The sequence below is a fragment of the Nocardia sp. PLKS1-43 genome (genome assembly GCF_059510335.1).
The window spans coordinates 1-24,984 of the sequence record NZ_JCAJZQ010000016.1 but is presented as its reverse complement, the minus strand read 5'-3'; the positions used below and the strand labels follow the sequence as shown (position 1 = coordinate 24,984).

The window sequence follows — 24,984 nt, the reverse complement described above, 5'->3', positions numbered from 1 at the left end:
CCGCCCACCCGTCGGGTCAGACCTTCTCGCGCGTGCGGTGCTCGCGCAGCCGGGTGACGTAGTTCGGGGTCGGATTGCGGCTCAGGTACGCGATGACCGCGACCAGCGCCGCGACCGCGAGGGTGATACCGCCCACGATCCCGGCCCAACCGGCGAACGAGCGGGTGTTCGGGTCGGCGTAGCTGGCCTCCGCGCGCACCGTGCTCACATCCCCGGCGGGCAGTTTCCAGGACACCACCGAATCGCCCTCGCGGGTGCCGTTGGTGGTGGCCACCCGGGCCGGGAACGCGACGGTGAACTGGATGTCCGACCCTTGCGGGGGCACGGATTTGAGGTCCGCCCGGCCGGTCAGCGTGACCAGATCGCCGGTCCGGACGAACTGCAGGTTGAACATGCCCTGCGTCTGATCGGACAGGCCGCCGAGTTCGCCGACCTCACCGAAGGTCAGATCGTCGAAGTACACCTGACTGCCCACGTAGCCGTCCTGGGTGTACGACTCGACGCGCACCTTGGCGGCCAGCGCGCTGGGCGCCTTCAGCTGCGGCCCCTTGTCCTTGTCGTTGGCGGGCACGACCGCGACGACGATATGGCCCGACACCCGGTCGTTCGAGGACACGCCCATCGAGACCTGGACCCGCAGGCAGCCCGCCAGCAATGGCAGCGATATGGCCAGCAGTAATACCGCCGACCAGGCGCGACGGCGGGTCGGCGGCTTCGTGCCGCGGCGCGGGGCTGCGCTCGCGACATCGGGCATCGGTGGTGTCGGACTCGGCTGCACGGGTCACATCGTGCCATGGCCCGCCGAGCGGACCGGCATGCGACGGGCCGAGGTGTACAGCAGCGGAACGCCGAGCAGGCCGAGTCCGAGGAATCCGTACCCGGCCGAGGCGGGCAGGTCCAGGAAGACCGCGTGGGCCAGAGTGGAGCCCAGCCAGGTCCACCCGAACACGAACACCGGGACAGCGGTCCCGCGGTCCGCCGCGGCGTCGCGGCGGTCCAGCAGCTCGAGCAACGCTGCCATCAGCAGTGCGACGGCGAACCAGCCCAGATAGTTCGTCCAGGGGATGTGCGGTGTCCCCGGCAGTCCGGGCAGCGGGGAGCACCACGACCACTGTCCGGCGGACACCATTTGCGGGTCCAGGAACAGATCCCAGCCGACCGCGCCCACCGCGGTCAGCGGAATACGTGTCCGGGCTCTCGGTTTGCCCGGCCGGCACAGCAGTCCGGCCACGATCCAGACCGGGTACAGCCCGCCGGTCCAGGCCAGCGGCACCAGCAGCGGCACATCGGCCAGTTCGGGACCGAGCCGGTGTTGCGCATAGGTGTAGCAGCCGAACGGGAAGCCCGTTGCCACGCCGAGGATCTCGGCGGCCAGCCCGAGTCCGGACACGATCAGCAGCAGTCCGGCGGCCCAGCGCGGACCGCGGGTCGCCCAGGCGTGTGTGAGTGCGGTCAGCGCGGACAGCAGTACCACGGCCGCGGTCACCCGGTCCCGCCCCACCCCCGTGGTCAACGGATAGGTGATCTGGGCGAGGATCAGCAGCACGGCCGTGATCGCGGGCGCCCGGCGGATCGCGGCGCGGACCGGCCGCGCGGTCACCACCGGCGCAGCCGCGGGCGGCGCAGGTCCCGCAGCGCCAGCCGGGCGGCACTGCGCCCGCCGGCCCCGGACACGCCGCCGCCGGGATGCGTGGACGCCCCGGTCAGGTAGACCCCGGGCGCGCCCGGCACCCGTTGTCCGGACAGCTCCGGCAGCGGCCGCCAGAAGAACATCTGGTCCAGCGACATCTCCACGTGCATGACATTGCCGCCGATCAGGCCGAGTTCGCGCTCCAAATCGGCCGGAGTCTGCACGAACCGGTCCAGTACGGTGCCGGCGAAACCCGGTGCGGCCGCGTCGAGTTCGGCGATGATGCGGTCGCCCTCGCGCTCGGCGAGCGCATCCCAGTCGCGCCCGCCGGCCAGGTGCCGCGGATGCCACTGTGCCCACAGCGAGAGCTGGTGCTGTCCGGCCGGGGCGATACTCGGATCGAGCGCGCTGAAGCTCATCGCCAGCACCACCGGCCGCGGCGGCAGTTCGCCCGCCAGCGCCGCGCCGTGCGCCAGGCGCAGTTGTCGCCGGTCGGTGGCGAGCAGTTGCAGTCCGCGGGCGGATTGGCCGGCCGTCGCACCCGGATAGCTGGGGAGGGCGTTCGTGGCGACCCGCACGACCATGCCGATACCCGGGCCGACCCGGATGCGGCGCACCCAGTCGTCGAGTACCCCGGCGTCGAATCCGCCGCGCCGCAACAGGTCCAGGGTGGTGAGGATGTGCGTGCCCGCGATCACGGTGTCGGCGAACAGGTTTCGGCCCGCGGCGGTACGCACTCGCCAGCCCGTGCCGTCCCGACGCAGTTCGGTGACCGCGTCACCGCAGGACAGCACACCACCGTCCGAACGCAGCCGCGCGGCCAGAGCCGTTGTCAGAGCACCGCTTCCGCCGACCGCGCGCCCCGGCGGGAGCGTGTGCATGAGCGCCGCGAATCCGACCATGGGCGCGGTACCCGGCTCGGACATCGGGGGTCCGGACTGCGCGCCGAACCAGGCCAGCGCCGCTTTGAGCCGTTCGTCGTCGAAGTGGCTGTCCAGCAGCGCGTCTCCGGACTGCAGGAATTCCCGCGACAGCGCGCTGCCGCCGGCCCGCGCGTCCAGACCCCAGAACGAGCGCAACAGCCGGCCGGGGGCGGGGGGCCCGGTGAACGCCCGCATCACCCGCTGCGCCCGGGGCCCCCACACCCGCACGAAGCGCCGGTACGCGTCCGCGTCGCGTGGCCCGCAGGCGTTCTCGATCGCGGCGCAGGTGCGGTCCAGGTCGCGGTGGAACACGATCGGCGCGAGGTCGGTGCCCGGCGGCGCGGGGGCGAAACCCCAGGGGTCACAGTCGATATAGCGCAGTCCGAACCGATCGAGCCCGAGTTCCTCGATGATCCCGGTGTGCCGGATCATGATGTGCGCGGAGGATCCGCGATCGACCAGATGGCCGGGGAACCGCTCCACGGTCGAGACCGCGCCGCCGGGTATCTCGTCGCGTTCGAGCACCTCGACCCGTTCGCCCGCCCGCGCCAGATAGCAGGCCGCGACCAGTGCGTTGTGGCCGGAACCCAGAATCAGGACCGTCACGGCCGCGGGCCCGGCCCGGGCGGTCCGGCGATCGGCGGGGTCTGCAACGGCAGCGGCCGGCCGAGCACCGCGAAGCGCCGGGTGTCGCCGGAGAAGACGAAATGCCGCACCACATCGGTGAATCCCTGCCGGCGATACAGCCGCCAGGCGCGGTTGGCCTCCCGGTCCACCTCGGGTGTGGACAGCAGCGTCGCGCGTTCCGGTCGATTGCGCAGCAGCCGGGTCAGCAGCGTCTCGCCGAGGCCGTGCCCCTGCGCGCTGGGATGGACGTGCAGTTCGGTCAGTTCGAAGTAGTCCGCGAGCAGGTCGCGGGCGGCGTACTCGGTCCAGCCCGAGCGCCGCATTCCGTTGTGTACCTGCTGATGCCACCACTGATGCGGCGCACCGTGATAGCCGTAGGCGATGCCCACGATCGGCGCGCTGCGCAGATCGAAGCGGCCGGTGTCGTCGGGGACCACGGCGGCCACCGCCTGCCAGCCCGGCCGCGCGGTGTGCTCGGTCCACATCGGCGCGCGGTGGTATTCGGTACCGCGCGGATAGTCCATCGCCGCGACGTAGACGGCCAGCGCGTCGGGCAACCGGGAGCGCAGGGCGGCGGCCGAGAGGTCGATGACGACGGGGGCGGGTGCGTGAGGAAGTCTGGCGGCTGTCATATCCGGTCGGCGCGGCTCTCGTTGGGCCCGGGCGCTCGCCGCGAGCGCGAGCGCGAAAGTTTGTCGGTGGTCGTCTCTATATTCACACCCATTGAAACGTTCGAATACCTGTTCGGTTCGCGTGGTCGCCGATGTGCCGCGTGAGCCGGGCCCGATCGAGCGGACGAATGAGCACAGCGCTCCTCGCGCTGGGAGCTATCGCCGAGCGAGGTGGAGCTGTGTGCGACGGTAGGGAGGTGCCGTGATGGCAGGTCGGAAGGAGCATCCGGGGCGAGCGGGCGGTCTGCTGGACCGGGCGGACGGGTTGCTGCTGCAGGCCGCCGCCGAATCCGATCCGCGGGAGCGGTTCCGTACCGCATATCTGGCCGCCCTGCGCGGCGCCGGTGCGGTGCTCGCGCTGACCGGTGCCGACCGCGCGCCGCGGGCTCGCTCGCGCAACGCGTGGGTGCTGATGCAGCAGGCAGCACCGGAATTCGTGATGTGGTCGGACTACTTCAGTTCCTACTCCGAGACCCGCGCGGCACTCGAGGCCGGACTGGAACGTCCGGTCGACGCGCAGCTGGCCGACGAGTTCGCCTCGCGCGTAGGCGCGTTCCTGCACGACGTGGAGGATGCGATCAGCGCGGCGGCCCGGATGCGCCCGATCACGGGGTGGCTGGCCGACGGCTCGGCGTGAACATCGGCGAGTAGGTGGTACCGCACAGATCGAACTCGTATCATGGTGGCAGAGAGCCGCCAAGGTCGGCTGTCCGTCGCCTACCCGGAGGCGACCACCACACCTAGTGCCGGGGGAGGTACCGTGCCACTCTCCGAGCACGAGCAGCGCATGCTCGAACAGATCGAGAGCGCGCTCTATGCTGAGGATCCCAAGTTCGCCTCGACCGTCCGAGGCGGGCGTCTCCGCTCTGCTACGGGCAGACGCAGACTTCAGTCGGCCGTACTCTTCGTCCTCGGCCTCTGCCTGCTGATCGCGGGTGTCGCTCTGCCTGTCAAACCCGGCGGGTTTCCCATCATCAGCCTCTTCGGTTTCATCGTGATGTTCGGTGCCGGAGTGCTGCTGCTCCTGGGTAGCTCGGGCGCATCGAGCGCCGGTCGCCGCGGTGACGACGCCGCACACGGCGGCGGGTCCACAGCGGGCCGCGGCAAACAGCGCAAGCAGGGCGGTGGTTTCTCCGCCCGCATGGAGGATCGGTTCAGGCGCCGGTTCGAACAAGACAACTGACAAAGGCCCGGATCCGGCAGACGGATCCGGGTTTTGCGCTGCGCCGCATCCGGCGCGAATAACGCGACACGCCGCACACTGTGCGGCGTGTCTCTTTCTTTTCCCGGTCCGCACGGTCCTGCCACCCGAACCCCCACCTCGCCCCACACGCTTCCCCACCTCCCCCCACCGGTGCTCCCGAGGCCGTGCTTTCGTGCGGTTATAGCCGATGCGATCGGTGGGTTTGCTGGCGGTTTCCGGGTCATGTGTCCGATCGTGCTCGCGTGTCGTGTATCTCGGAAAAATCTCCCCACCGGCCTGATAGCTGGTGTGACCAGGGGAATCTGGTTCCCTTGGGGTGAGATCGGGACGGCTTTCGATTGAAAGTGGGGGAAAGTGGGGTAATGTGGAGCGCGCACAAGCGGAGACCAACCAGACGGGGTGATCACGCGGGAGGTGTCGAGACGTGTTTCTCGGTACCTACACGCCTCGGCTGGACGACAAAGGGCGACTCACGTTGCCCGCGAAGTTTCGGGACGAACTGGCGGGAGGGTTGATGGTCACGAAAGGGCAGGACCACAGCCTTGCCGTGTACCCGAAGGAGGAGTTCACCGCGCTGGCGCGGCGAGCCGCCTCGGCGTCCCGGAGCAATCCGCAGGCCCGGGCATTCGTCCGAGCCCTGGCGGCCTCCACGGATGAGCAGCGTCCCGATGCCCAGGGGCGCATCACGTTGTCGGTCGAACACCGCCGCTACGCGAGCCTGACCAAGGATTGCGTGGTGATCGGTTCGGTCGACTTCCTCGAAATTTGGGATAAGCAGGCGTGGGAGTCCTACCTCGCCGAGAACGAGGAGGACTACTCGATGGCCAGAGACGAGTCGCTGGGCGGAATTTTCTAACCCCGAGCGAGGCGAGTGTCCTGCGGCCTCTGCCCGACGCGGACCCTGACGTACTTCCCCAACGCCAGGTGCCGTGCTTCGGTCAGAGACCCCGGGGCATTGGCCGTCCGACCTAGTGAGTTCGATGCGCACCAGCGACGCCGCGACAGGGGCGAGGAGGATCTGGAGGTCGAGGTGGATCTTGCCGATCACACACCCCGCCATGTTCCGGTCCTGCTCGGTCGAGCCGACGAAATCCTCGGTCCCGCATTGCGTTCCGGTGGCGTCATGGTCGATGCCACACTCGGTCTGGGCGGTCATGCCGAACACTTCCTGCGTACCTATCCCTCGATCCGGCTCGTCGGATTGGACCGCGACACCGAGGCGCTGAAGCTCGCCGGGGCGCGGCTGTCGCCCTTCGCGGATCGAATCACGCTGGTACACACCAGATATGACGGCATAGCCGCGGCGCTGCGCGAGGCCGGTCTGGCCGAAACCGGTTCGGTGCGGGCGATTCTGATGGATCTGGGCGTGTCCTCGATGCAATTGGACGAGACCGACCGGGGTTTCGCCTATTCGGTCGACGCGCCGCTGGATATGCGGATGGATCCGACCACCGGCCCGACCGCCGCGGATGTGCTCAACACCTACAGCCACGGCGAGCTGGCCCGAGTGTTGAAAACCTATGGGGAGGAACGTTTCGCGGGCCGCATCGCGAGCGAGATAGTCCGTCGGCGGGCGCAGCGTCCCTTCACCACCAGCGCGGAACTGGTGGAACTGCTCTACGCCGCCATTCCGGCCGCGACCAGGCGCACCGGCGGGCATCCGGCCAAGCGCACGTTCCAGGCGTTGCGGATCGAGGTCAACCGGGAGCTGGAATCGCTCGAGGCCGCCGTGCCCGCCGCCCTGGACGCGCTCGAGATCGGCGGCCGCATCGTGGTCATGTCCTATCAATCGCTGGAGGACAAAGTGGTCAAACATGTTCTCGCGCAGCGATCGACCTCGCGGACGCCGATGGACCTGCCCGTCGAATTACCCGGTATGGGGCCGGAATTCAAGGTGCTGACCCGTGGTGCGGAAAAGGCCACGGCCGCCGAGATCGAGGACAATCCGCGCGCGGCGCCGGTCCGGATGCGCGCGGCGGAACGAATTCAGGCGTCGCGATGAGTTCGGGCGACATGCGAACGGTAGGGGAGGCGGGACTATGAGCGTGCGTACACGGGTGGACGCACCACGACGTGACGGCAAGACCGCGCAGCGGCGGGACGTGCCGCGCCGGGTGCACGATGCCGACCACGTGACATCGGGTGCGGCCAAGCGCGCGTACGCCCGGCGGCGCAACCGCGTCGAGGGCGGTCCGGTGCTGCCGCCGCTGCCGGGGCGTTCGGTGATGAGCGGCCGAATCCCGTTCGTGGTGGCGATTCTGGTGCTGCTGGGCTGCGGCCTGATGTGCACGCTGCTGCTGACCACGCGCTCGGCCGAGGACAGCTATCAGCTCGGTGACGCGCGCCGGATCAACCAGCAGCTCTCCGACGAGCAGGCCGAACTGCAGCGTCAGGTCGCCGCGGCCGATGCCGCGCCGGAACTGGCGACCAGGGCGCGCGAGCTGGGCATGATCCCGGCCAAGGATCCCGCACGCCTGATCGTCGCGCCGAACGGCGCGGTCACGGTGATCGGTAAGGAGACCGCGCAGGTCGGCCCGCCCGCCCCGCCGCTGAATACCACGCCCGCCACGCCGACACCGGGTCAGGCGCAAGGGGAACGGATCGTTCCGGTGACGGCTCTGCCGAGTACGACGCAGGGGCCGGCCACATCCGTGCAGGCTCCGGCCGCCGCGACGCCGACGACGCCGGCCGCTCCCGCGGCCGCGACGCCGGCGGGGCCGACGCCGACCCGGGCTCCCGCGGCCCGCGTCGATCAGACCGTGCCGGCGCCGCGTCCGCCCGCACCCGCCGCATTGCCCGCTCCGGCCGGGGCCACCCAGTGAGCCCCGGCGCACGAGGCGGCGGCCGTACCTCGTCGAGTTCACGCTCGGCACGCCCGCGGCCGCGCCGGAGCGCCGGAGCCCGCGGCGGGGCCGGTATGGATTCCTCCTCGCGATTACGGTTCGGCACCGGCCGGATCGTGATGCTGGTGGCGCTGCTGGTGGTGGCGCTCCAATTGCTCTGGATCCAAACGGTTTCCGCGCCGAAGCTGTCGGCCGAGGCGGCGAACCAGCGCACCGTGCACAAGGTGGACTACGCGCTGCGCGGTTCGATCACCGACCGCAACGGCAAGGCGCTGGCCTTCACCGTCGCCACCCAGTGGCTGAACTTCCAGCCGGTCATCGTGCGTCGGCAACTCGCCGAGGCACACGCCAAGAGTTCGGCGGCGCCCGATCCGGACAAGCGGATGAAGGACATCGCCAAGGTCATTCACGACAAGCTCGGCAAGGACGCTCCGTCGGAGCAGGACCTGCTGAGCGAGCTGAACAGCAAGGACTCGTTCGTCTATCTGGTGAAGGACGTCGATCCCCGGATCGCCACCGAGATCACCGACGAATTCCCCGAGGTCGGCAAGGAACGTCACGACAAGCCGGTCTATCCCGGTGGTTCACTGGCCGCCAACGTCATCGGCGCCACCGGCTGGGACGGGCACGGGCAGATCGGGCTGGAGTCCGCGATGGATTCGAGCCTGGCGGGTACCGACGGATCGCACACCTACGACCAGGGTTCGGACGGTGCGATGATCCCCGGCAGCGAACGCAATCGCCATCCCGCGGTGAACGGTACCGACGTGGCGCTCACCCTCGACTCGGATCTGCAGTACTACGTGCAGCAACAGGTGCAGCAGGCCAAGGACATGTCCGGTGCGCAGGACGCCTCGGTCGTGGTGCTGGACGCGCACACCGCGCAGGTTCTGGCGATGGCCAACGACAACACCTTCAATCCCGCCAAGGGCCCGCAGTTCTGGGGCTCGGCCAATCTGGGCAATCCCTCGGTGACCGACGCCTTCGAACCCGGTTCGGTGAACAAGATCGTCGATGCGTCGGCGGCCATCGAATACGGTCTGACCACGCCGGACGAGGTGCATCAGGTCCCGGGCAGCATCGAGATGGGCGGGGTCACCGTGCACGACGCCTGGTCGCACGGCGTGATGCCGTACACGACCACCGGAATCTTCGGCAAATCCTCGAACGTCGGCACCCTGATGCTCGCCCAGAAGATCGGCGAGGACCGCTACGCGGATATGTTGAAGCGCTTCGGACTCGGTCAGCGCACCGGCGTCGGCCTGCCCGGCGAGAGCGCGGGCCGGATTCCGCCGCGCGATCAGTGGTCCGGTTCGACCTTCGCGAATCTGCCCATCGGACAGGGCTTATCGATGACGCTGCTGCAGATGACCGGGATGTATCAGGCGATCGCCAACGACGGTGTGCGGATCCCGCCGCGCATCGTGAAATCCGAGACCGGGCCGGGCGGCAGTCGCACCGAGGAGAAGCAGCCCGACGGCGTCCGGGTGGTGAGCGCCAGGACCGCGCAGACGTTGCGGCAGATGTTCCAGGCCATCGTGCAGAAGGACCCGGAGGGCTATCAGCAGGGCACCGGCACTCCCGCGGCGATCACGGGCTACCAGGTCGCCGGGAAGACCGGCACCGCGCAGCAGATCGACGCGGCGTGCCACTGCTACTCGGAGAGCCGCTACTGGATCACGTTCGCCGGGATGGCGCCGGCGGACAACCCGCGCTACGTCATCGGTATCATGCTGGACGCCCCGGTGCGCAGCTCCGACGGCAGCGGTGGGCAGTCCGCGGCCCCGCTGTTCCACAACATCGCGTCGTGGGCGTTGCAGCGTGACCGGGTACCGCCCTCGCCCCCGGCGAAAGAGCTTGTGCTGCAGGCGATGTGAACGGCCGGGCGGTGTCGGGTCACAATGGACGGGCCAATACCATGCACAGGGACCCACGCAATACCCAGCCGCGTTGCCCGGCTGTGATCCGGCGTCGGTACCCTGACTCGTCGATCCGAAACCCGTCCGCGGCGGATTTGCCGAGCAGAGCCGCATTGTGACTGAGAGGAGCCTCGTGCCCGTGCAGCCCAGCCCGCAGGTGTTGCGTCCGGCGGTGCCGCCGTCGACGGAGCTGCAGACGGTCGTCGAGCTCACGGGCGCGCGCCTTTCCGGCGTCGGCGCCGGCGAGCTCGCCGGGGTGGTGATCACCGGAATCGAGCAGCGTTCGAATGCCGTGCAGGCGGGCGATCTGTTCGCCGGACTCGCCGGTGCGCAGGCGCACGGCGCCCGGTTCGCCGCCGACGCCGTCGAGCGCGGCGCGGTCGCGGTGCTCACCGACGCCGCCGGAGCCGAATTGATCGGCGCGCTCTCGGTGCCCGTACTGGTGCACGAGAATCCGCGCTCGGTGCTGGGCGAGCTGTCCGCGGCGATCTACGGCAACCCGTCGGACCGGTTGCGGGTGCTGGGTATCACCGGCACCTCGGGCAAGACCACCACGTCCTATCTGGTCGAGGCGGGCCTTTCCGCGGCCGGCCTGCGCACCGCGCTGATCGGCACCATCGAGACCAGGATCGGCGGGCAGCGCGTGCCCAGCGCGCTCACCACGCCCGAAGCCCCGCAGTTGCACGCGATGTTCGCGCTGATGGTCGAGCAGGGCGTGCAGGCGGTGGTGATGGAGGTGTCCAGCCACGCACTCGCCCTGGGGCGGGTGGACGGTGTGCGGTTCGCGGTGGGCGCGTTCACCAATCTGTCCCAGGATCATCTGGACTTCCACGCCGATTTCGAGGATTACTACGCGGCCAAGCGCAAACTGTTCGTCCCGGACGCCGCGCCGGCAGACCCGGCCACCGCGCCGTCCCGGTCGGTGGCCGCGCAGATCTGCGTGATCTGTGTGGACGACGCCTGGGGCCGCCGTCTGGCCCGCGAGGTGGGCGGGCGCGCCCCGGTGGTGACGGTGTCGACCGGCCTCGGGCCCGCGGGCGAAGGCGCCGAACCGGATTGGACCGCGGTGGCCGCGACCACGCTGGACGGCGGGGAACAGCAGTTCACCGCCGTCGGCCCGGGTGGCCGGACCAACGACCCGGCGGAGTCCGGACCCGCCGGCGCGCAGCCGGTCGGCGATTCGGCCGAGGTCGTGGAAGTCGGTGTGCGGCTGCGTCTTCCGGGCCGCTACAACATCGCCAACGGCCTGCTCGCGATCGCGCTGTGCGCCGCGGCGGGCGTGGACGCCCGGGTCGCCGCGCGGGCGCTGGCCGAGGTCGACGTGCCGGGCCGGATGCAGCGCGTGGATCGCGGACAGGATTTCCTGGCCGTGGTCGACTACGCGCACAAACCGGCCGCGGTCGAATCGGTCATCGCGACACTGCGCGAATATCTGAAGGGTTCGAGTGGCCGGCTGGCGGTGGTCGTCGGTGCGGGCGGCGACCGTGACGCGGGTAAACGCCCGCTGATGGGCGCAACGGCCGCCCGCGGCGCGGAACTGGTGATCATCACCGACGACAATCCGCGCAGCGAGGATCCCGCGGCGATCCGCGCGGCGATCCGCGCGGGAGCGCTCGGTATCGCCGAGTCCGAACGCGGTGAGGTCACCGAGATCGGTGACCGGGCGGCGGCCATCGCCGCGGCGGTGGACTGGGCCCGGTCCGGCGATGTGGTGCTGGTGGCCGGCAAGGGGCATGAGACAGGGCAGGAGATTGCGGGTGTGAAGTATCCGTTCGATGACCGTGAGGTGCTGGCGGAGGCCCTCTGCCGGCGATCGGCGCCCGACGACAAGGACCTGACGGTTTCATGATCGAGATGACCCTGCGGGAAATCGCGGAGATCGTCGGCGGCACGCTGCACGATGTTCCCGATCCCGAGGTGACGGTGACCGGTGCGGTCGAATTCGATTCGCGCCGAATCAATTCCGGCGACCTGTTCCTGGCGTTGCCGGGTGCGCGGGCCGACGGTCACGACTACGCCGCCGCCGCGGTGGCCGCCGGTGCGGTCGCGGTGCTGGCGGCGCGGCCGGTCGGCGTGCCCGCCGTCGTGGTGAGCCCGCTCGCGCGGCCCGAGCCCCAGGGCGGTTCGGCGTACGTGCTGGCCCACGACACCGACGGCTCGGCGGCCGCGGTGCTGGCGGCGCTGGCGAAACTGGCTCGGGCGAGCGTGGATCGTCTGGCCACGGGCGGTGAGCTGACCGTCATCGGCGTCACCGGTTCCTCCGGCAAGACCTCGACCAAGGATCTGCTGGCTCAGGTCCTGGCTCCGCTGGGGGAGGTGGTCGCGCCGCCGGAGTCGTTCAACAACGAACTGGGTTTCCCGTGGACGGCGTTGCGCGCCGATTCGAACACCCGCTTCCTGGTGCTGGAGCTGTCCGCACGCGGGCCCGGACATATCAAGGCGCTCACCGAGATCGCGCCCCCGTCGATCGGCGTGGTGCTCAACGTCGGCACCGCGCATCTGGGTGAATTCGGCAGCCGCGAGGCGATCGCGCAGGCCAAGGGCGAACTGGTGGAGGCGTTGAGCCCGTCCGGGGTGGCGGTGCTCAACGCCGACGATCCGAACGTGGCCGCCATGGCCTCGCGCACCGTGGCGCGGGTGGTGACCGCCGGGCAGTCCGAGACCGCCGGCGTGCGGGCCCTGGACGTACAACTCGACGAGTCCGCACGTGCCCGGTTCACGTTGCGCGCCAAGGGTTCCGAGGCCGCGGTGCATCTGGGGGTGCACGGCGAGCACCAGGTCGCCAACGCGTTGTCCGCGGCGGCGGTGGCGCTCGAGTGCGGTGCGGACGTCGAAATGGTCGCGCGATCGCTGTCGAGTGCGCGGGCCGCGTCCAAACACCGGATGGATGTGCGCACCCGCGCGGACGGCGTCACGATCGTGAACGATTCGTACAACGCCAATCCGGATTCGGTGCGCGCGGCGCTCAAGGCGTTGGTGACCATGGCCCGTGCGGGTGCGCACGGCGCTGCGGGCGGGAAGCGGCGCAGCTGGGCGGTGCTCGGCGAAATGGCCGAGCTGGGTGCGGATTCGGTGGTCGAACACGATCGCATCGGCCGCTTGGCGGTCCGGCTGGACGTGGACCGGCTCATCGTGGTCGGCACCGGACGGCCCTCGCACGCACTGCATCAGGGTGCGGTGATGGAGGGCTCCTGGGGTGAGGAGTCGATCCTGGTTCCCGATATCGCTGCCGCACTCGAGGTGCTCGACGATGAGCTCGCGGCCGACGACGTGGTGCTGGTCAAGGCATCCAATTCCGTCGGACTGTGGGCGGTGGCAGAGCATCTCGCGCCGGGCATCGCAGCGCCCGGCGCCGGTACGGAGGGCTCGGAAGTGCCTCCTGTGGACACGGAAGCGGGCCGATGAGGCAGATTCTTTTCGCGGCGGCGATCGCGTTGGCGGTATCGATCCTGTTGACGCCGTTGCTGATCCGGATGTTCGCCAAACGCGGTTTCGGCCAGGAGATCCGGATCGACGGGCCGGCCAGTCATCAGGCCAAGCGCGGAACCCCGACGATGGGCGGCGTGGCGATCCTGGCCGGACTGTGGGCCGGCTACTGGGGCTCACATCTGATCGGTATCGGCTATCGCGCTGAGGGACCGACGGTTTCGGGACTGTTGGTGCTCGCGCTGACCACCGCACTCGGCGCGGTCGGTTTCATCGATGACTTCATCAAATTGCGCAAGGGCCGCAACCTCGGCCTCACCGCGGCGGGCAAGTACATCGGACAGCTTTCCGCCGCGGTGGTATTCGGCGTGCTCGCGCTGCAGTTCCCGGGCGCGAACAAGCAGACACCGGCCAGTCGTCATCTGTCCTACGTCCGCGACATCACCACCGTTTCGATGGGGGTGATCATCTTCCTGGCCTTCGTCTGCCTGGTGGTGGTCGCCTGGTCCAACGCGGTGAACCTCACCGACGGTCTGGACGGCCTGGCCGCCGGCTCCATGAGCCTGGTCCTGGGCGCGTACGTGATCATCACCTTCTGGCAGTACCGCAACGCCTGTTCGGTGCACGCCGAGGCGGGCTGTTACAACGTGCGCGACCCGCTGGATCTGGCCCTGATCTGCGCCGCGGGTGCGGCCGCCTGCATCGGATTCCTGTGGTGGAACGCGGCTCCGGCGAAGATCTTCATGGGCGACACCGGCTCGCTGGCGCTCGGCGGGCTGATCGCGGGGCTGTCCCTGCTCTCGCGCACCGAACTGCTGATGATCGTGATCGGCGCGCTGTTCGTCGCCGAGACCACCTCGGTGGTCCTGCAGGTCGCGGTCTACCGCACCACCCGCAACCGGCTGTTCAAGATGGCGCCGTTCCACCACCACTTCGAACTCAGCAAATGGGCCGAGACTACGGTGATCATTCGGTTCTGGTTGCTCGCGGGCATCGCGTCGGCGATCGGACTGGGCTTGTTCTACAGCGAATACCTCTCTCAGGTCGGGTAAAGCAGCAATGGTCGAACACACTCCGCGGGCCCTGCGATCGCCGGGCCCCATGCTCGAATTCCTGCGTGGCCGTGACGTTCTGGTGGCCGGCTGGGGCATATCGGGTCGCTCCCTGATCGATCCGCTGCGCGATATCGGCGCCACCCCGGTGGTCACCGACGCCGGCGCGAAGGCGATGGCCGAGGCCGCCGAACTGGGCCTGGACACGGCCACCGGTGAGAGCCTGCTCGAACCCGGCGGGCTCGATCGCTTCGCGCTGGTGATCACGAGTCCGGGCTGGCGGCCGGACTCTCCGGTGCTGGCCACCGCGGTCGCCGAGGGCGTACCGGTCTGGGGCGACGTCGAATTCGCCTGGTGGGTCGATCAGGCGCGGCTGTACGGGCCGGTGCGTAAATGGCTGGTGATCACCGGAACCAACGGCAAGACCACCACCACCCAGATGACGCACGCGATCCTGCGGGCGGCAGGCATCGCCAGCGTCGCCTGCGGCAATATCGGGCTGCCGATCCTGGACGCGCTGCGGCGCACGCCGGGACCGCAGGTGCTCGCGGTGGAACTGTCCTCGTTCCAGTTGCACTGGGCCCCCTCGGTGCGTCCGGAGGCCGGCGTGGTGCTGAATGTGGCCGAGGATCACCTGGATTGGCACGGCGGCCTGGACGCGTACGCGGCGGCGAAGGCGCGGGCACTGGTCGGCCGGGTCGGCGTCGTCGGCCTGGACGATCCGGTGGCCGCGGCGCTCGCGCGCAAATCCCGAGCCCGGCGCACGGTCGGCTTCCGCGTCGGCGTCCCCGCCGACGGCGAACTCGGCGTCGTGGACGGCAAACTGCTCGATCGCGCGTTCACCAAGGCCGCAATCCTCGCCGAGGTACGCGATATCAGCCCGCCGGGTCCGGCGGGTGTGGCCGATGCGCTGGCCGCGGCCGCGCTGACCCGATCCATCGATGTCGCACCGCAATTCGTGAAAGAGGGTTTGCAGGAGCACAAGGTGGGCCCGCATCGCGCGGCCTCGGTGCGCGAGCTGTCGGGCGTGGAGTTCGTCGACGATTCCAAGGCCACCAATCCGCATGCGGCCCGGTCCTCGATCCAGGCGCACGCCCAGGTCGTCTGGATCGCCGGCGGACTGCTCAAGGGTGCGCACGTGGACGATCTGGTCGAAGAGGTGGCCGAACGTCTGGTCGCGGTGGTGCTGCTGGGCAAGGACGCCCCGGTCATCGCCGCCGCAATGGCGCGACACGCCCCCGATGTCCCGGTCGTCGAGCTCGGTTCGGGTGACGATGCTGGGATGGGTGCGGAACTCACGTCCGAGATCGATGGGGCGGACGCGGTCATGGCGCGGGCCGTGCGGATCGCCGCCGGATACGCCACCAACGGCGACACGGTACTGCTCGCTCCGGCGGCGGCGTCACTGGACATGTTCGCCGACTACACCCACCGGGGACGCAGTTTCGTCGCGGCGGTGCAGGCGCTGGACGAAGGAGATATCGGGAGCCCTCGGTGACCGGGGGTGACGAGGCGACGACGCGCGCGGCGGGCCCGGGGCTCGCCGCGCGGCGGGAGGCTCGATGACCAAGGCGCGCAAGGGTTCGGGTACGTGGTTCGGTGCCTGGCTGGCGCGTCCGCTCGCCTCGTTCCACCTGGTCGTCACGATCGCCACCCTGCTCACCGTGCTGGGGCTGGTGATGGTGCTCTCGGCGTCGAGCGTGGAGTCGTACGCCGACGACGGGTCGGCCTACTCGCTGTTCATCCAGCAGCTGATGTTCGCCGTGCTGGGCGCGGTGCTGTTCTACCTCGCGTTGCGAATTCCGTTCCGTACCCTGCGCCGACTGTCCTTTCCGGTGTTCGCGGTGTCGGTCCTGGCACTGGTTCTGGTGCTGATTCCGGGCATCGGCACGCAGGCGCAGGGTTCGCGGCGCTGGTTCGATATCGGTTTCATCCACGTGCAGCCCTCCGAGATCGTCAAGGTCACCCTGATCATCTGGGGCGCGCATCTGCTGGCCACGCGCCGCGCGGAGAACGCCGGGTACAAAGAGATCCTGATGCCGCTGGTTCCGGCGGGGCTGCTGTGCTGTCTGCTGATCGTGCTGGAACCGAACCTGTCCACCACGATCGCGGTGGGCATCATCCTGGTGGCGTTGCTGTGGTTCGGCGGGCTGCCGGTGCGGTTGTTCGTCGCGATCGGCGCCTCGGGTGTGGTGGCCGCGCTGGTGCTGGCGATGACGGCCGGGTACCGCTCGGACCGCATGCGCGCGTTCTTCAACCCCGGTGACGACCCGCAGGGGATCGGCTATCAGGCGCGCCAGGCGATGTTCTCCCTGGCCGACGGCGGGATCTGGGGTCGCGGCCTCGGGCAGAGCCGGGCCAAGTGGAGTTATCTGCCCAACGCGCACAACGACTTCATCTTCGCCATCATCGGCGAGGAACTCGGCTTTCTCGGTTGCGCCCTGGTGCTCGGCCTGTTCGCGCTGTTCGTCTACACCGGCCTGCGGATCGCGAGCCGTTCGGCGGATCCGTTCCTGCGGCTGTTGGTCGCCACCGCGACGACCTGGATCACCGGCCAGGCGCTGATCAACATCGGCTATGTGGTGGGTCTGCTGCCGGTGACCGGCCTGCAGCTGCCGCTGGTCTCGGCGGGCGGTTCCTCGCTGGCGATCACGCTGCTGATGTTCGGCATCATCGCCAGTGCCGCACGGCACGAACCCGAGGCCGTCGCGGCCCTGCACGCCGGACAGGACGGCCGGTTCAGCCGTCTGCTGCGGCTGCCCAAGCCCGAGATGTATCCGCCGTCGCGCAGCGCGGCGGCGCGCACTCGCGGCAGGCCCCGGCCGTCGGCGTCGCGGCGCGAATTGCCACCGGCTCGTCGACGGGTAGATTCGGATTCCGCACGGCGCGAACGCCGCGGCACCGCCTCGTTGCGGACCACGCGGGCCTGGGAGCCCAGCTATCGGACGACACATGCGAGAGAACGGGGTAAATCCAGGTGACCAGTAGCGGCGGCGTCGGGCCCGGCACCGGGGGACGGGCGCTTTCGGTGATCGTCGCGGGCGGTGGCACCGCCGGTCATATCGAACCGGCCATGGCGGTCGCGGATGCGCTGCGCCGCCTCGATCCGGGCATCCGCATCACGGCGCTGGGCACCGAGCGCGGACTCGAGACGACTCTGGTGCCCGAGCGCGGCTATCCGCTCGAGCTGATTCCACCGGTCCCGCTGCCGCGTAAGCCGACCGCTGATCTGCTGCGGCTGCCCGGCCGGGTGCGGGCAGCGGTCGCGCGCGCCCGGGCGGTGATCGATGCGGTCGAGGCCGATGTGATCGTCGGTTTCGGCGGTTATGTGGCCCTGCCCGCCTATCTCGCTGCCGGGCGCGGGCTGCGCGGACGCCGATCGGTGCCGGTTGTGGTGCACGAGGCGAATGTGAAGGCGGGTATCGCGAACAAGGTCGGCGCGCGCCGGGCCGCACGCGTGCTGGCCGCGGTGGCGAATTCGGGGGTGCGGGCGTCCGGCCACGGCGATGCGGAGATCGTCGGGATTCCGGTGCGCGAGTCGATCGCGACGATGGATCGGGCGGGTCTGCGCGCGCAGGCGCGGGAACATTTCGGGCTGCCCGCCGACGGGCCGGTACTGCTGGTGTTCGGTGGTTCGCAGGGTGCGCGCACGCTCAACGAGGCAGTCTCGGCCGCGGCGCCGCAGCTGCTGGCCGCGGGAATTTCGGTCCTGCACGCGCACGGGCCGAAGAACACCGTGCAGGTCGCCGAGCCCGCTGCCGGTGACATCGCGAAATATGTTGCGCTGCCGTATGTATCGCGCATGGATCTGGCCTACGCGGCCGCCGACGCGGCGGTGTGCCGTTCGGGTGCGATGACGGTGGCCGAGGTGTCGGCGGTCGGGCTGCCCGCGTTCTATGTGCCGCTGCCGCACGGTAACGGTGAGCAGGAACTCAATGCGCGCCCGATCGTGGCGAAGGGCGGCGGCCGGATCGTCGCCGACGCGGAGTTGACCGCGAAATATGTGATGGATGAGGTGATTCCGCTGCTCACCGACCCGGCGCGGCTGTCACAGATGTCCGTGGCCGCCGCCGGGGCCGGGCATCGGGACGCCGCCGACGCGGTGGCGCGGATCGTGGTGGAGGTAGCCGGGCGATGACCGAGGACAAGGACGCGACCGTCGAGGTCGGTGAGCTACCGCCGCTGCTGCAGCGGGTGCACATGGTCGGCATCGGCGGGGCCGGGATGTCCGGGATCGCCCGGATTCTGCTCGCCCGCGGCGGCTCGGTCTCCGGCTCCGACGCCAAGGAGAGTCGCGGCGTGCTCGCCCTGCGCGCCCGTGGCGCGCAGGTCCGGATCGGGCACGACGCCGGGGCGCTGGATCTGCTGCCCGGCGGGCCCAGCGCGGTGGTCACCACCTTCGCGGCCATCCCGAAGACCAATCCCGAACTGGTCGAAGCCGCCCGGCGTGGCGTGCCGGTGCTGCTGCGCCCGGCCGTACTCGCCGAACTGATGCGCGGCCATCACACGCTGCTGGTGTCCGGCACGCACGGCAAGACCTCCACGACCTCGATGCTCGTGGTGTCGTTGCAGCACTGCGGTTTCGATCCGTCCTTCGCGGTGGGCGGTGAGCTGAACGAGGCGGGCACCAACGCCCACCACGGAACCGGCGGCTATTTCGTGGCCGAGGCGGACGAGTCGGACGGCTCACTGCTGCAATACGATCCGGACGTCGCGGTGGTCACCAACATCGAATCGGACCATCTGGATTTCTTCGGCACCGACGAGGCGTACGTTCAGGTCTTCGACGATTTCGTGGACCGGCTCACGCCCGGCGGGCTGCTGGTGGTGTGCCTGGACGATCCGGGGTCGCGTGCGCTGGCCGAGCGGGTCGCGGCTCGTCTGGACGACCTGGACATCCGCGTATCGGGTTACGGCTCCGGCGATCTGGCCGACGCTCCCGTCCCGGTGGGGGTGCGGCTGCTGTCCTGGCAACCGCGCGATGTGGGCGGGGTGGTGACCTTCCAGCTCGCCGACGAATCGTCCCCGCGCACGCTGCGGCTGTCGGTGCCCGGCCGGCACATGGCCCTCAATGCCCTTGCCGCCCTGCTGGCCGCGCGGGACGCCGGCGCCGATCTCGGCGAGGTACTGCAGGGCCTGGAGGGTTTCGGCGGAGTGCACCGGCGCTTCCAGTTCGTCGGCCGGGAGAACGGCGTGCGGGTGTTCGACGACTACGCCCACCATCCGACCGAGGTGCGCGCGGTGCTCGGCGCGGCGGCCGAGTTGGTGCGGCAGGAGGCCGCCGACGGCGCCCGCTCGCGCCAGGGCCGGGTGATCGTGGTGTTCCAGCCCCATTTGTACAGCCGCACCGCGACATTCGCGACCGAGTTCGGCGCGGCCCTGGATGTCGCGGACGAGGTCGTCGTGCTCGACGTGTACGGCGCGCGGGAGAAGCCGCTGCCGGGCGTCAACGGCGCGCTGGTGGCCAAGTCGGTTTCCAAACCTGTGCACTACCAACCCGATATGTCCCGGGTGGGCCGTCAGGCCGCCGGACTGGCCCGCCCGGGTGATGTGGTGATCACGATGGGCGCGGGCGATGTGACGATGCTCGGCGGGCAGATCCTCGACGGATTGCGGGTGCGCCCGCCCGCCGGACGATGATCGCGATGCGCCTGCGACCGCCGTCGCGTCGAATGGTCCTGTCGGGCTTGGCGGTTGCCGGAGTCGTGGTCGTGCTGGCGCTCGTGGCGTGGTTCACCCCGGTGCTCGCGGTGCGCACGGTCACGATCGAGGGCCTGGTGACGGTGCCCGAGAAGCAGGTGCGCGATGCGGCGCAGGTCCCCGGGGGCGTGTCGATGTTGCGCCTGAACACCGAGGAGATCGCGCACCGGGTGGCGGCGATTCCCAAGGTGCATGCGGTGCGGGTGCGGCGGGTGTTCCCCTCGGCGGTCCGGGTGAGCGTCGTGGAACGCACCGCGGTCCTGTACTTCGATTCTCCGCAGGGCGCGCACCTGCTGGACGCGGACGGCGTCGAATTCGCCATCGAGCCAGCGCCTCCCGGCGTGCCGAAGTTGACCGCCGGCCGTCCGGGCGGTAGCGACCCGGTCACTCGCGCGGCGGTGACGGTGCTCACCGCGGCCTCGCCGGGTTTGCGGGGGCAGGTGGGTGAGGTTGTGGCGCGGTCGGTTTCGGATATCGAGCTGAAACTGCGAGATGGGCGGACCGTACTGTGGGGTGGCGCGGCCGATTCGGCGCGCAAGGCCGAGGTGGTCGTACCGGTGCTGACTCGGCCCGGACAGGTATACGACGTTTCGACTCCGGATCTGGTCACGGTAAGGTGAGTGATACCCGTTGTGCCGTTGGTGTTTTCGGTGCGTATCGCGATACGCCCGGAATCGTCGGGGGCGCCGGTGACGATTCCCCCTGCCTGGAGCGGCTGTTCGCGATACGATGCGGGGCGGGCTCGGACGAGACGGATCGCACAAGATTCTGGTTCTCGCGTCGGCGCGCCTGCGCGCGGATTGCGGCGGGTACGAATAGCGTTCCGCAGCAGTCGGATACTTGACATAACGCCAACCCTATGGTTGAGGTTGAGGGTTTGCTCGGGCGGGAGCCCGGGTTAGCCGGATCGAAACCATCCGCGGGCTCGGCGCTCTGCCGGGAATCCACAAACGACAGGCTTTAGATCGAAGGAAGGCGAGAGCCCATGACGCCCCCGCACAACTACCTTGCAGTGATCAAGGTCGTCGGTATCGGCGGCGGCGGCGTGAACGCCGTCAACCGAATGATCGAACAGGGACTCAAGGGAGTCGAGTTCATCGCCGTCAACACCGACGCCCAGGCGCTGCTGATGAGTGATGCGGACGTCAAGCTCGACGTCGGGCGTGAACTCACCCGCGGCCTCGGCGCCGGTGCGGATCCGGAGGTGGGCCGCAAGGCCGCCGAGGATCACAAGGACGAGATCGAAGAGGTGCTCAAGGGCGCCGACATGGTCTTCGTCACCGCCGGTGAGGGCGGCGGCACGGGCACCGGCGGCGCGCCGGTGGTGGCCAGCATCGCCCGCAAGCTCGGCGCCCTGACCATCGGCGTGGTGACGCGCCCGTTCTCCTTCGAGGGCAAGCGGCGCAGCAATCAGGCCGAGGCCGGAATACAGGCGCTGCGCGAATCCTGCGACACCCTGATCGTCATCCCGAACGACCGGCTGTTGCAGCTGGGCGACGCGGCGGTCAGCCTGATGGACGCCTTCCGATCCGCGGACGAGGTGCTGCTCAACGGTGTTCAGGGCATCACCGATCTGATCACCACGCCCGGCCTGATCAACGTCGACTTCGCCGACGTGAAGAGCGTCATGTCCGGGGCGGGCTCGGCCCTGATGGGCATCGGCTCCTCGCGCGGCGAGGGCCGTTCGGTCAAGGCGGCCGAGGCGGCGATCAACTCGCCGCTGCTGGAGGCGTCGATGGACGGAGCGCACGGCGTGCTGCTCTCGATCGCGGGTGGATCGGATCTGGGTCTGTTCGAGATCAACGAGGCCGCCTCACTGGTGCAGGAGGCCGCACACATCGAGGCGAACATCATCTTCGGCACGGTCATCGACGATTCGCTCGGTGACGAGGTGCGCGTCACGGTGATCGCGGCGGGCTTCGACAGCGGTGCCCCGACCCGTCGCCTGGACGCGCCGGTCACCCGCTCCACGATCGGCTCGGCGCGGGCCGGCGAGGTCGGCCAAACCCACAGTCGCGGCACCGATTTCCCGAGCCGCACCGCGGACCCGGCACCTCCGCCCGCCACCCCGGCCCCGGTCTCCCGCGGCCCCGCGCCGTCCTACGAACCCCGCCCGGCCGTCGAGCCCACGGTCGCGCACAACTCCCGCAGCCACATCCAGCCGCCCGACGAGGACACCGACGACGACGTCGACGTGCCTTCGTTCATGCGACGGTAAGCAGTTCCCGATGAGCACCCGTTCCCGTAGGAGCGGGTGCTCGATTGTTCCACCATGCTTTTCGTCGGTGTGAGGAGAGTCGGTCGGGGGCTGCCGGTTGGCGTCGAGTTGCGCGGCGGCGACAAGTAGTTCCTGGTGAGTGCCTGTTCCGCCGTGTTTGTTGTCGGGTGTGAGGAGAGTCGGTCGGGGGCGGCTGGTTGGGCAGCGGGTTGGGCGGCGGCGGTATGTAGTTCTTGATGAGTGCCTGTTCCGCCGTGCTTCCTGTCGGGGCGAGGACAGTCGGACGCGGGCCGCCGGTTGGGCATCGAGTTGCGCGCTGCGGTAAGTAGTTCCGCATGTGGACCTGTTCGATCAGCGGTGGGTGCTGGATGGTGTTCCATCGTGCTTCTCGTCGGGTGTGAGAAGAGTCGGCCGCGGACCGACGGTCGGGCACCGAGTCGCGGGTCGGGGGTACTCGATGTGTGCCGGTGCCCGGCGCGAGATCGGTTGCCGCGTCGGCGCGAGGTCCGGACTGCTATGGGTTTTCTCAGGTTGCCGACACGAATTGCCGTCGTCGGGACGATTAATCTCGGGGTATGCCAACGCAACAGCTCATGCGCACCAGGCGGGTGACGACCACCCGTGCCGGTGGGTTCTCCCGCGCGCCGTACGACTCGTTCAATCTGGGTGATCACGTCGGTGATGATCCGGAGGCGGTGCGGCGCAACCGGGTTCGGCTGGCGGAGGGCATCGGGCTGGCGCCGGAGCGGCTGGTCTGGATGGAACAGGTGCACAGCCGCACGGTGACGATCGTGGACGGCCCGCAGGCCGAACCGGTGCCGGTGACCGATGCGCTGGTGACCACCGTCCCGGAGCTCGCGCTGGTGGTGCTGACCGCGGACTGCGTACCGCTGCTGCTGTCCGATGACGAGGCCGGGGTGATCGCAGCCGTGCACGCCGGTCGCGTCGGTGCGCGGATCGGGATCGTGCCGAGGGTGCTGGAGGCGATGATCTCGGTGGGCGCGCAGCCCGAACGTATCGGCGCGTTCCTGGGCCCGGCCGCCGGCGGGGCGCGGTACGAGGTGCCCGCCGCGATGCGTGCGGACGTCGAGGCCCACCTGCCCGGCAGCGCGACAACCACCGCGCAGGGCACTCCCGGCCTGGATCTGCGCGCGGGCATTCGCCGTCAGCTCGAGGCGGCGGGTGTCGGCGCGATCGCGGTCGATCCGCGCTGCACGATCGAGGACACCACACTGTTCAGCCACCGCCGCGGCGCGCCGACCGGTCGCATCGCCGGGGTGATCTGGCGCGAACCCGCGGATTCTCCGGTCTGATCCGGCCGCGGCGCCGGCATCGCGCCCCGCATCCGGCACGTCCGGTCGCGGGGTGTGCGAGCGGGCAGTCCACGTCGGGAAATCGACGGGACACGCCCGGGTGGATCGTGATACGAATCGCATTCGAGGGAGAGGAATCATGATCGGCGAATTCGGTAGGGCCACTGCGGAATCCGGCACGCGGGCCGAGGAGCTCTCGACCGCGCTGGACGGGTTGCTCGGACGTATCGAGGCGGCCTGTCGCGCGGCCGGGCGTGATCCGGCGCAGGTCCGCTTGCTGCCGGTGACGAAGTTCTTCCCGGCCTCGGACGTGGCGATCCTGTACCGGCTGGGGCGGCGCGAATTCGGCGAATCGCGCGAGCAGGAGGCGACCGCGAAGGCGGCGGAATTATCCGATCTGCCCGGTGTCGAATGGCACATGATCGGCCGTCTGCAACGCAACAAGGCCAAAGCGGTTGCGCGATGGGCGCATACCGTCCATTCGGTGGACAGCGCCCGGCTGGCAACGGCTCTTGACGCGGGTGTGCGGGCCGCTCGGGAGGCGGGTTTGCGGGATACGCCGGTGCGGGTTCTGCTCCAGGTCGGGCTCGATCGCGATCCGGGCCGCGGCGGCATCGCGCCGGGCGATTTGCCCGAACTCGCGGACCATGTCGCGGGGTTGGAGAATCTGCAGCTCGCGGGTCTGATGGCGATTCCTCCGCTGGAGTCGGACCCGGATGCCGAGTTCGCCCGGCTGGCCGAGCTGCATGTCCGATTTCTGGCGCGACACCCCGCGGGGACCGAACTGTCCGCAGGCATGTCGGGAGACCTCGAGGCGGCGATTCGACACGGGTCCACCTGTGTGCGTGTCGGTACTGACTTGATGGGCGCTCGACCGATAACCTCGGGATAGCAAACAAACCTCAGCAGTCACATTCGAAACATATGCTTGAGACTGCCAGGATTGGGCAAGTCTTCAACACCCCAGGTCAACCGGGGCCGTAGGAAGGTCGACCAGGATGAGCGAGCGCAGCGAGCGAGTCGTCGAGGCAGTCACGAGCGTGCTCGTGCGGGAGGGCGTCAGCGAGGTGGAGGCATGAGCGAGCGCCGCGAGCGTATGAAGGGGTCGGCCACGAGCGTGCTCGTGCTGGAGCCGGGCGCTGGCGAGGTGGAGGCCATCGGCGAGCGGATGACAAGGGCTGCCACGAGCGTGCTCGTGTTGGAGCCGGGCGCTGGCGAGGTGGAGGCCATCGGCGAGCGGATGACAAGGGCTGCCACGAGCGTGCTCGTGTTGGAGCCGGGCGCTGGCGAGGTGGAGGCCATCGGCGAGCGCAGCGAGCGGATGACAAGGGCTGCCACGAGCGTGCTCGTGTTGGAGCCGGGCGCTGGCGAGGTGGAGGCCATCGGCGAGCGCAGCGAGCGGATGACAAGGGCTGCCACGAGCGTGCTCGTGCTGGAGCCGAGCGCTAGCGAGGTGGA

Annotated in this window: 22 protein-coding genes; 18 read left to right on the top strand and 4 right to left on the bottom strand. The window is 69.6% G+C overall.

Annotated elements, in window-relative coordinates:
• Positions 1-16: 16 nt before the first annotated feature.
• From AC5WS7_RS35695 to AC5WS7_RS35680, 4 genes are read right to left on the bottom strand one after another with little or no spacing between them, the layout of a single operon-like run.
• Positions 17-754, bottom strand: coding sequence for an LppM family (lipo)protein (locus AC5WS7_RS35695; protein WP_495959209.1), 738 nt, complete (start codon positions 752-754; stop codon positions 17-19).
• Positions 755-781: 27 nt separating this feature from the next.
• Positions 782-1,603 carry a carotenoid biosynthesis protein gene (locus tag AC5WS7_RS35690; RefSeq protein ID WP_495959053.1) on the bottom strand — a complete coding sequence of 274 codons (822 nt, stop codon included), beginning with the start codon at positions 1,601-1,603 and terminating at the stop codon, positions 782-784.
• A complete protein-coding gene (locus AC5WS7_RS35685; protein ID WP_495959052.1) occupies positions 1,597-3,159 on the bottom strand; it encodes a phytoene desaturase family protein in 1,563 nt (520 codons plus the stop codon). The genes AC5WS7_RS35690 and AC5WS7_RS35685 overlap by 7 nt, the downstream gene beginning before the upstream one ends.
• Positions 3,156-3,812, bottom strand: coding sequence for a GNAT family N-acetyltransferase (locus tag AC5WS7_RS35680; RefSeq protein WP_495959051.1), 657 nt, complete (start codon positions 3,810-3,812; stop codon positions 3,156-3,158). The genes AC5WS7_RS35685 and AC5WS7_RS35680 overlap by 4 nt, the downstream gene beginning before the upstream one ends.
• A 244-nt stretch (positions 3,813-4,056) precedes the next feature.
• Here AC5WS7_RS35680 and AC5WS7_RS35675 point away from each other — a divergent pair, with 244 nt between their 5' ends.
• The 18 genes from AC5WS7_RS35675 to AC5WS7_RS35590 all read left to right on the top strand — a co-directional run.
• Positions 4,057-4,488: an SAV_6107 family HEPN domain-containing protein gene (locus AC5WS7_RS35675; RefSeq protein ID WP_495959050.1), complete on the top strand. Its 432-nt coding sequence runs from the start codon at positions 4,057-4,059 to the stop codon at positions 4,486-4,488.
• Between the two features lie 123 nt (positions 4,489-4,611).
• Complete coding sequence (locus tag AC5WS7_RS35670; RefSeq protein ID WP_495959049.1) at positions 4,612-5,034, top strand: SCO2097 family morphological protein; 423 nt, start codon at positions 4,612-4,614, stop codon at positions 5,032-5,034.
• A 445-nt stretch (positions 5,035-5,479) separates the two neighbouring features.
• Complete coding sequence (gene mraZ, locus AC5WS7_RS35665; RefSeq protein WP_067892173.1) at positions 5,480-5,911, top strand: division/cell wall cluster transcriptional repressor MraZ; 432 nt, start codon at positions 5,480-5,482, stop codon at positions 5,909-5,911.
• Positions 5,912-6,073: 162 nt separating this feature from the next.
• Entirely contained in the window at positions 6,074-7,057 is a 984-nt protein-coding gene (rsmH, locus tag AC5WS7_RS35660; protein WP_495959208.1) for a 16S rRNA (cytosine(1402)-N(4))-methyltransferase RsmH, read from the top strand.
• 37 nt (positions 7,058-7,094) lie between these two features.
• Positions 7,095-7,877, top strand: coding sequence for a cell division protein FtsL (ftsL, locus tag AC5WS7_RS35655; RefSeq protein WP_495959048.1), 783 nt, complete (start codon positions 7,095-7,097; stop codon positions 7,875-7,877).
• 95 nt (positions 7,878-7,972) lie between these two features.
• Positions 7,973-9,775 carry a peptidoglycan D,D-transpeptidase FtsI family protein gene (locus AC5WS7_RS35650; protein ID WP_495959047.1) on the top strand — a complete coding sequence of 601 codons (1,803 nt, stop codon included), beginning with the start codon at positions 7,973-7,975 and terminating at the stop codon, positions 9,773-9,775.
• A gap of 175 nt (positions 9,776-9,950) precedes the next feature.
• Positions 9,951-11,666, top strand: coding sequence for a UDP-N-acetylmuramoyl-L-alanyl-D-glutamate--2,6-diaminopimelate ligase (locus tag AC5WS7_RS35645; protein ID WP_495959046.1), 1,716 nt, complete (start codon positions 9,951-9,953; stop codon positions 11,664-11,666).
• The gene (locus AC5WS7_RS35640) at positions 11,663-13,222 is read left to right on the top strand and encodes a UDP-N-acetylmuramoyl-tripeptide--D-alanyl-D-alanine ligase (RefSeq protein ID WP_495959045.1); all 1,560 of its coding nucleotides are present in this window, start codon (positions 11,663-11,665) and stop codon (positions 13,220-13,222) included. The genes AC5WS7_RS35645 and AC5WS7_RS35640 overlap by 4 nt, the downstream gene beginning before the upstream one ends.
• Positions 13,219-14,295: a phospho-N-acetylmuramoyl-pentapeptide-transferase gene (gene mraY / locus AC5WS7_RS35635; protein ID WP_495959044.1), complete on the top strand. Its 1,077-nt coding sequence runs from the start codon at positions 13,219-13,221 to the stop codon at positions 14,293-14,295. The genes AC5WS7_RS35640 and mraY overlap by 4 nt, the downstream gene beginning before the upstream one ends.
• A gap of 49 nt (positions 14,296-14,344) precedes the next feature.
• Positions 14,345-15,793: a UDP-N-acetylmuramoyl-L-alanine--D-glutamate ligase gene (murD, locus tag AC5WS7_RS35630; protein ID WP_495959207.1), complete on the top strand. Its 1,449-nt coding sequence runs from the start codon at positions 14,345-14,347 to the stop codon at positions 15,791-15,793.
• Between the two features lie 64 nt (positions 15,794-15,857).
• A complete protein-coding gene (ftsW, locus tag AC5WS7_RS35625; RefSeq protein ID WP_495959043.1) occupies positions 15,858-17,276 on the top strand; it encodes a putative lipid II flippase FtsW in 1,419 nt (472 codons plus the stop codon).
• The gene (gene murG / locus AC5WS7_RS35620; RefSeq protein WP_495959042.1) at positions 17,273-18,433 is read left to right on the top strand and encodes an undecaprenyldiphospho-muramoylpentapeptide beta-N-acetylglucosaminyltransferase; all 1,161 of its coding nucleotides are present in this window, start codon (positions 17,273-17,275) and stop codon (positions 18,431-18,433) included. The genes ftsW and murG overlap by 4 nt, the downstream gene beginning before the upstream one ends.
• Positions 18,430-19,935, top strand: a complete 1,506-nt coding sequence (gene murC, locus AC5WS7_RS35615; RefSeq protein ID WP_495959041.1) for a UDP-N-acetylmuramate--L-alanine ligase — start codon at positions 18,430-18,432, stop codon at positions 19,933-19,935. Before murG ends, murC begins: the two co-directional genes overlap by 4 nt.
• Positions 19,936-19,940: 5 nt before the next feature.
• On the top strand, positions 19,941-20,615 hold the full coding sequence (locus AC5WS7_RS35610) for a cell division protein FtsQ/DivIB (RefSeq protein ID WP_495959040.1): 675 nt from the start codon (positions 19,941-19,943) through the stop codon (positions 20,613-20,615).
• 365 nt (positions 20,616-20,980) lie between these two features.
• A complete protein-coding gene (gene ftsZ / locus AC5WS7_RS35605; RefSeq protein ID WP_040821144.1) occupies positions 20,981-22,213 on the top strand; it encodes a cell division protein FtsZ in 1,233 nt (410 codons plus the stop codon).
• A 575-nt stretch (positions 22,214-22,788) separates the two neighbouring features.
• The gene (pgeF, locus tag AC5WS7_RS35600; protein ID WP_495959039.1) at positions 22,789-23,526 is read left to right on the top strand and encodes a peptidoglycan editing factor PgeF; all 738 of its coding nucleotides are present in this window, start codon (positions 22,789-22,791) and stop codon (positions 23,524-23,526) included.
• A 139-nt stretch (positions 23,527-23,665) separates the two neighbouring features.
• Positions 23,666-24,418, top strand: a complete 753-nt coding sequence (locus AC5WS7_RS35595; protein ID WP_495959038.1) for a YggS family pyridoxal phosphate-dependent enzyme — start codon at positions 23,666-23,668, stop codon at positions 24,416-24,418.
• Positions 24,419-24,601: 183 nt separating this feature from the next.
• A partial coding sequence (locus tag AC5WS7_RS35590) for a hypothetical protein (RefSeq protein WP_495959037.1) occupies positions 24,602-24,984 on the top strand: 383 nt, incomplete at its 3' end.